Source organism: Paraburkholderia sp. (genome assembly GCF_026225065.1).
Lineage (GTDB): Bacteria > Pseudomonadota > Gammaproteobacteria > Burkholderiales > Burkholderiaceae > Paraburkholderia.
Window position 1 is genome coordinate 1 of record NZ_JAMFSB010000342.1, and the last position, 6,512, is coordinate 6,512.

The following is a 6,512-nucleotide window of genomic DNA, read 5'->3' on the forward strand; positions in this document are numbered from 1 at the left end:
CGCAAACAGCCGTTGCGCAACGAGACGCTCGCCGTCGAGCGGTGGCTGCCGGCCTGCCGCGAACTGCTGCGCGCGTCGCTCGGCGCGAAGGTTTCGCTCGTGATGGACATCGGCACCAACATCTGGCCGATGCGCGTGGACGTTGCGGAACTCGAGCTGGCGCTGATCAATCTCGCCGTCAACGCGCGCGACGCCATGCCCAACGGCGGCCGCTTCACCGTCAGGGCGGCCAACATTACCTTCCGTCATGAGGACGGCTTTCCGCTGACGGGCGATTTCGTGCAACTCTCGCTCGAAGATACCGGCGTGGGCATGCCGCCGGACGTACTCGCCCGAGCGTTCGAACCGCTCTTCACGACCAAACCAAAAGGCATGGGTACCGGCTTGGGATTACCGCAGGTGTTCGCATTTTGCGAGCGCTCGGGCGGCCTCGCCGCGATCGACAGCGCGATCGGCGCGGGCACCTCGGTGAGGCTGTATCTGCCGCGTGCCGCGGCCCTGCCGGAGGCCGAGCGTCCCGCCGAGCCGAAGGTCGAAGACACCGGCACGCCGCAAGGCCTGCGCATCCTGCTGGTCGAAGACAACGACGAGGTCGCCGCCGGCACCGAAGCCTTGCTGCAGATGATGGGCCACCAGGTCACCTGCGTGTTCAACGCGGATACCGCGCTGCGCCTGTTCGACGAAGCACACGCCAGACAAAAGCGCACCGGCGATCCGCTGCCGTTCGACCTGGTGATCTCCGACATCCATATGCCCGGCACGACCAACGGTATCGACCTGGCCGAAGCGGTTCAGGCCTTCGAAACGCGCTTGCCGGTCATTCTCGTGACCGGTTATGCGGAAGAACTCGACCGCGCACGTCATGTCGACGTACGGGTGCTGTCCAAACCGTTCGATATCGCCCTGCTGGACAAGCTGCTGCAGGACATCCAGCACGATCTGACGCAGACCAGCGCGCATTCCGCGAATTGACCGTGCCGCGGCGGGCTTCCGCTGGCTACGCGGGACTTTGAATTTTTGGCAGCCGGCACGGCTCGAATTACCAGTTGTTGTAAAAGAGGCGCCTTGCCGGGCCGCTGGCCACCGCCTCCAACCCGCTAACCCACGCGCCGCATGGCTCGGAGGCGTGCTGCCTGACGCTGCGCCAGGGTCCGGCACGATCGTTGCGCGTCTCGACGAGTAGAAGGCTCCGCGCTATCGCGGCGGCCGTCAGTAAAACGTCGGGAGACAGCCATGCGACATACCGTAATTGGTTTATTCGACACCTACGCCCAGGCGGAGAGCGCGCGCGGCACGCTTGTGCAGACGGGTTTCGCCTATGACGCCATCGAATTGCAGGCCAACCCAGTTCCCTCTGCCACTGGCGCGACGGACGCAGTCGAAAACGCTGGCATGCTGGCCAATATCGAACGCTTCATCTCCAGCCTGTTTGCCAAGGAACCGCGCGCGCCGGAGGCAGAGCGCTATACCGACGCCGTGCGCCGCGGTGCTGTGCTGGTCTGCGTCAACGCCGCCAGCGAATCGCACGCAGAGCTTGCCAGTAGCACCTTGGCACGGCTGGGCGCCACCGACATCGGCGAGCGCCAACCGGGCTGGGACACAGAACGGGACGAACCGGCCGCCCGCCGGGAAAACTCGGTACTCGACGAACTCGGCATAGGCGGCGCCAACGCGCCGCCCTCTGCGAGCGTCGCCCCGGGAGATCCACGGCGCGGCGTGCCGCCCGTACCTGCTGATCCGATTGTCGACGAGCCGTTGACGGCGCGGCCACTCAGCGAAGCGGCCACGCTCAACACCATTGCTGCTGGCAGCGCGCCGGGTTTTGGCGCCGTGTTCACGCCGGTGGATGTGGCGCCGGCCGCGCGACGCCCGGAACCCATCGAGGGCGAGACGATTCCGGACGAGTTTCTCGAGTATGAAGAAGACTTCCGCAATCACTACGACGAGCAGTACGCAAGTGAGGAAGCTCGCTACGAGGACTACGTGCCCGCGTATCGCTACGGCGCGACGATTGCCCATGACGCGCGCTTTCGCGACCGCCCTTGGGACGACGTCGAGCCGGAAGCGCGGCGCCATTGGGAAGCCACCTCGCCGGCCGCGACCGGCACGTGGGAAGGGTTCAAGGCCGCGGTACGGCACGGTTGGGATCGCGTGACGGGACACCATCACGTGTGACGCCTGAGCGCGCTTCCTGGGAGGCTGCGGTGGATAACCCTGCGGCCTCCAAAGTTATCCACAATTTCGCTGAATAACCTTGTGGATAAGTGGAGGTTTTGCCTTTGCAGTCAAGCACGTCTCCGGTCTGAGACGAATTAAGGCAAATGGCCGCTGTTCAAGCGTGGCAAGGTAGTATGGCGACGCGGCAGCGGAACGGACGGTGGCGGCATGGATGAGCGCTGGAAGCCGTAATGCGTCCGGGCCGGTTCAACTTAATATAACAACGGAGGTTTTATGTCGTATCGGCCCGACGCAGCACAGCCACTGAGGGACAAGCGCACAGAACTCGACCTTGCAGATCAAGCGAGAGCGGAGAAGCGCAGGCAGAACGACGCCCAGATCGACTCTGGAGCGGAAAAATGGCGCTATCGGCCGGTGACGCCGACGGCCAGGAAGACGCCCGAATAGAGTATGTTTTCGCCCCCGGTTATTCCGGCACGGCGATATCCCCGTCCACAAGCTGCAAGCCGTACGTTTGCGCGTACAGTTCCGCAGCTTGTGCGTCTTCGAAGAACGGCATGTCTGCATGCCCCTGGAACGGGTAGATCGCCCGTCCATCGCTCAACCGTGTGACCTTTAGCGTCGGCACCGTCCCGCTCGATGTACGGCGCGACGATACCGCCACGTGATAGTTCTCCCGGCCAGGGCGATCCGGCTGGTCCTGTAGCGGCTGGCGCCGGGCGGTGGTGGTGGAATAAGCCATCGAGACTCCGCTTACAACCCGACGATCGACTGGCCGGCAATCATGCCGTCAATGACCTGTTCCGCGTGACTTGCCGAGGCCATGCGCGCATCGCCCGTCGTCCCGAACGGCAAACGGCTTGGCACACGAAACACGCGACTCGTCGTCATCGTGTCGTCCTTGCCGCGCCGGCAGATCTTCACCGATGCATCGAAACCCGCATCGTAATGACGCGTGCCGTTGGCTCCCCGCGGCTGATGGGGATAAACCAACGTATAAATCTCGAGTCCGCGGTAGCTTCTGATGATGTTGTTCATGGTCGTTGTCTCCCGTAAGTGGTTTGCCCGGTGGAGATCGCGGTATGGGCACCGCCTTTTGTGCGGCTCACAACACACGACTTCGGTTCCTGCGGCAGGCGGTTCTGCGACTGGCGCAGGGGTGTCGATACGCAAACGAAGGTCGCCTCCGTTACGTCGGAGCAACGGCCACGCGCAGTGACATAAAAGAAAGGGATCCTGATCGATCCGGGAAGCGCTACAGAGCGAAGACGTGAGGGGGTCGGCGCAAGCGCGCGAGAGATCAACAAGCGGTTGAGCCACTGTAGCACGTATGCACCCGAATGACGCGGGACATTTGAATGGCGGCGTTCGTCGTGGAAATCGCTCTCCGGGATCGACGATCTTCGAGCGGCACGTTCAAAAAGAAATACTGAAATTTTGCTGCTACCGCTGTCATACGTGCGCGCTTTTGCCGACTCATCTGTGTTTAGGTCGCTGCTGCGGGTAAATCCATGCTGAACTTCTGTTTGCTACAGCAGAAACGAGCGGGAAGATGAGCGTCACGCTCATCTTCGGCATCCAGAAAACATCCACATATGAACATCATTGATCATGCAGCGCGCCAGGGCAGATGCGTTAGTGCGGCGCCACGCTCGCCAGGGAATCCAGTTGTTGGCCCAGGCGCCGTACGGCGGGAGCAGGCATGAGGCAAACGGCAGGACCCGGGTTCGACGACCCGGTCTATCTCACGCAACTGCGGCGCGATCTGTTGCGCTTCGCCCGACTGCAACTGCGCGATGCAGCAGCCGCCGAAGACGCGGTCCAGGAAGCGCTCGCCGCGGCGTGGTCGCAAGCCGACCGGTTCGCCGCGCAATCGGAGCACAAGACATGGGTGTTCGGGATATTGCGGCACAAACTGGTCGACACTTTGCGCGCCCGCAAACGCACGGTAAACCTGTCAGAACTCGACTCCGAACTTGACGACGAAGCGTTGCTCGACCGCGAGCTTTTCAAGGACAACGGTCACTGGTCGAAAGAGGCCAAACCGCGCCCATGGCCAACGCCCGAGACCGCACTCCGCCAGCAGCAATTCTGGCAGCTGTTCGAGATGTGCCTCGATCACTTGCCGGAACATATCGGCCGAGTGTTCATGATGCGCGAATTCCTCGATCTGGAAACTGAAGAGATCTGCACTGAATTGCAGATGACCGCGAATCATTGCAGCGTCCTGATCTATCGCGCAAGGCTAAGGCTGCGCACCTGCCTGACCGAAAAAGGCCTTTCTGGAGAAGACGCGAATGGGGAAATGTAAGAACATCACACGGCTGCTATCGGACGCGCTCGATCGGCCATTGAAGGCCGGCGAATGGATCGCGGTCGGGCTGCATCTTCCGATCTGCGGCGGCTGCCGCAACTACCGCAAACACATCAGTCTGCTGCGGACGGCGTCGCGCGAGTTAAGCGGGCTCGATGGAGCCGGCAAGGTCCATTCTGACGATTGACGCGCCGGCAGGTTGCCGCAGCGGGTTAGCGCTCGCCGGGCGGTATCGTGCGATACCGCTCGAGAAAGGCCGCATGGCCGGCTTCGTCGATGTGTGTCGGATGCCGCTGCTCGCCGGCGGGATTTTTGGCGAGCATCGCGCGCGGACGGATGGGCCGGGGCTGGAAATTACCGCCGCAATTCGGACACACGTCGCCAAGCGTGCCTAGCGCGCAATTTTCGCAGAAGGTGCACTCGTAACTGCAGATCATCGCGTCGGGCGCGTTCGGCGGCAATGACTTGCTACATCCTTCACAGGATGGTCTCAGTTCCAGCATCACATGCTCCGTATTTGCAGGAAGAAAAAGGTGCGTTGTGAGCTGCACCCAAGGGTTGGATTGGTGTCCAACTTTTGGGGGGCGGTTCATTCGCTGCCCCCTTCGTTACGCGGTAGTGTAGGCGCTGCGGATCAGGCGGGGTGTCGATGATTCCGCGGGCACCCGGTGCTGCCACGCGTGCCGACGCGGCAGCCCTCCGCCTTAGGTCAGGACACTCCACATCAAGAGTGTCAGCGCGAGTCCAACCACCGACACAATAGTCTGCAGGATCGACCAGACGAACACCGTCTGCTTAAGTTTCAGGCCGAAGTATTCACGCACCATCCAGAAACCCGCGTCGTTCACGTGGCAGAAGAACACCGAACCCGCACCGATGGCGAGCGCCATCAACGAATTATGCGTCGGGCTGAGGCCGATGACGACCGGCGCGACGATACCGGCCGTCGTCGTCGTGGCGACGGTGGCCGAACCGGTGGCCTGGCGCAACGCGACGGCGATCAGCCACGCGAGCAGGATCAAAGGCATGTGCGCGCCGACCGCGATCTTGCCGATGGTCGTGCTGATGCCCGCGACCACCAGCGCTTGCTTAAGTCCCCCGCCAGCGCCGATGGTCAAAAGCAGCGCCGCGATCGGCGGCAGGCTTTTGCGCAGGATGCCGCTCACGCGGTCGCGCGGCATGCCCCGCGACCAGCCGAGCGCGACGATGGCGAACAGCACCGTGAGCCCGAGGGCGACCAGCGGTTCGCCGAGAAAATTAAGCGCGTTAAAGAGGAACGTTTCCGGCTGCAGCGCCAGTTTGGCGACGGTACGTCCTAACATCAAAATGACGGGCAACAGGATCGTGATCAGCGAAATGGCGAAGCTGGGCGGCTCGGCCGTGTCGGTCTGCGCGGAGAACAGTTTGCCCATTTCCTCCGGCTCGGCCACATCCATTCGCCCCGACAACCAGATGCCATAGAGCGGTCCGGCCAGGATCACCGCCGGAATGGCGACGATCAGACCCAGCCCAAGTGTCAGGCCAAGATCCGCGTGCAGGGCGCTGACGGCAATCAGCGGACCCGGGTGCGGCGGCAGCAACGCATGCAACGTGGTCATGCCGGCCAGTGCGGGAATCGCGATGCGCAGGATCGGCTGTTTGGAGCGGCGCGCCATCACGAAGATGATCGGCACCATCATCACCAGACCCACTTCAAAAAACAGCGGCATCCCGATGATGATCGCCACCAGCGCCATCATCCACGGCAGTGAGCGCGGCGTGGAATGCTTGAGGATGGTCGAGACGAGCCGATCCGCCGCGCCGGACTCGGCCATTAACGCGCCAAGCATCGCCCCCAGCGCGATGATGATCCCCACGTCGCCAAGCAGCGAGCCCGCTCCCTTGCTGAAGGCGCTTGCGACCGCTTCGAGCGGCAGGCCCGCGGCGAACCCGGCAGCGAACGTGCCGACCAGGATCGACAGGAACGGCGCAAGTTTGAGTGCGCTAATAAAAACGATGATCAGCACGAGCCCTAGCACGC

At 62.8% G+C, this 6,512-nt stretch carries 8 protein-coding genes; 4 read left to right on the forward strand and 4 right to left on the reverse strand.

Translation table 11 applies throughout. The features are described 5' to 3' along the window. Nucleotides 1–972: ATP-binding protein (locus tag M0954_RS23760; RefSeq protein WP_297355869.1), on the forward strand; the 972-nt coding region annotated here is incomplete at its 5' end. 261 nt (nucleotides 973–1,233) lie between these two features. Further along, nucleotides 1,234–2,175 carry a hypothetical protein gene (locus M0954_RS23765; RefSeq protein WP_297355871.1) on the forward strand — a complete coding sequence of 314 codons (942 nt, stop codon included), beginning with the start codon at nucleotides 1,234–1,236 and terminating at the stop codon, nucleotides 2,173–2,175. 469 nt (nucleotides 2,176–2,644) lie between these two features. Here M0954_RS23765 and M0954_RS23770 read toward each other — a convergent pair whose 3' ends face one another. Further along, on the reverse strand, nucleotides 2,645–2,920 hold the full coding sequence (locus tag M0954_RS23770) for a DUF6723 family protein (RefSeq protein WP_074266913.1): 276 nt from the start codon (nucleotides 2,918–2,920) through the stop codon (nucleotides 2,645–2,647). 11 nt (nucleotides 2,921–2,931) lie between these two features. Then, nucleotides 2,932–3,216, reverse strand: a complete 285-nt coding sequence (locus tag M0954_RS23775; protein WP_122157454.1) for a hypothetical protein — start codon at nucleotides 3,214–3,216, stop codon at nucleotides 2,932–2,934. A 664-nt stretch (nucleotides 3,217–3,880) separates the two neighbouring features. On the opposite strand from M0954_RS23775, the gene M0954_RS23780 reads away from it, so the two are divergent. Together M0954_RS23780 and M0954_RS23785 are read left to right on the forward strand one after the other, a co-directional pair. After that, the gene (locus M0954_RS23780) at nucleotides 3,881–4,489 is read left to right on the forward strand and encodes an RNA polymerase factor sigma-70 (RefSeq protein ID WP_122157455.1); all 609 of its coding nucleotides are present in this window, start codon (nucleotides 3,881–3,883) and stop codon (nucleotides 4,487–4,489) included. Further along, on the forward strand, nucleotides 4,476–4,679 hold the full coding sequence (locus tag M0954_RS23785; RefSeq protein ID WP_122157456.1) for a zf-HC2 domain-containing protein: 204 nt from the start codon (nucleotides 4,476–4,478) through the stop codon (nucleotides 4,677–4,679). The genes M0954_RS23780 and M0954_RS23785 overlap by 14 nt, the downstream gene beginning before the upstream one ends. 25 nt (nucleotides 4,680–4,704) lie before the next feature. On the opposite strand, the gene M0954_RS23790 is transcribed toward M0954_RS23785, so the two are convergent. Both M0954_RS23790 and M0954_RS23795 read right to left on the reverse strand, forming a co-directional pair. Beyond that, nucleotides 4,705–4,995: a DUF1272 domain-containing protein gene (locus M0954_RS23790; protein WP_123386721.1), complete on the reverse strand. Its 291-nt coding sequence runs from the start codon at nucleotides 4,993–4,995 to the stop codon at nucleotides 4,705–4,707. Nucleotides 4,996–5,196: 201 nt separating this feature from the next. Further along, nucleotides 5,197–6,510, reverse strand: coding sequence for a gluconate:H+ symporter (locus tag M0954_RS23795; protein WP_297355872.1), 1,314 nt, complete (start codon nucleotides 6,508–6,510; stop codon nucleotides 5,197–5,199). Nucleotides 6,511–6,512: the final 2 nt, after the last annotated feature.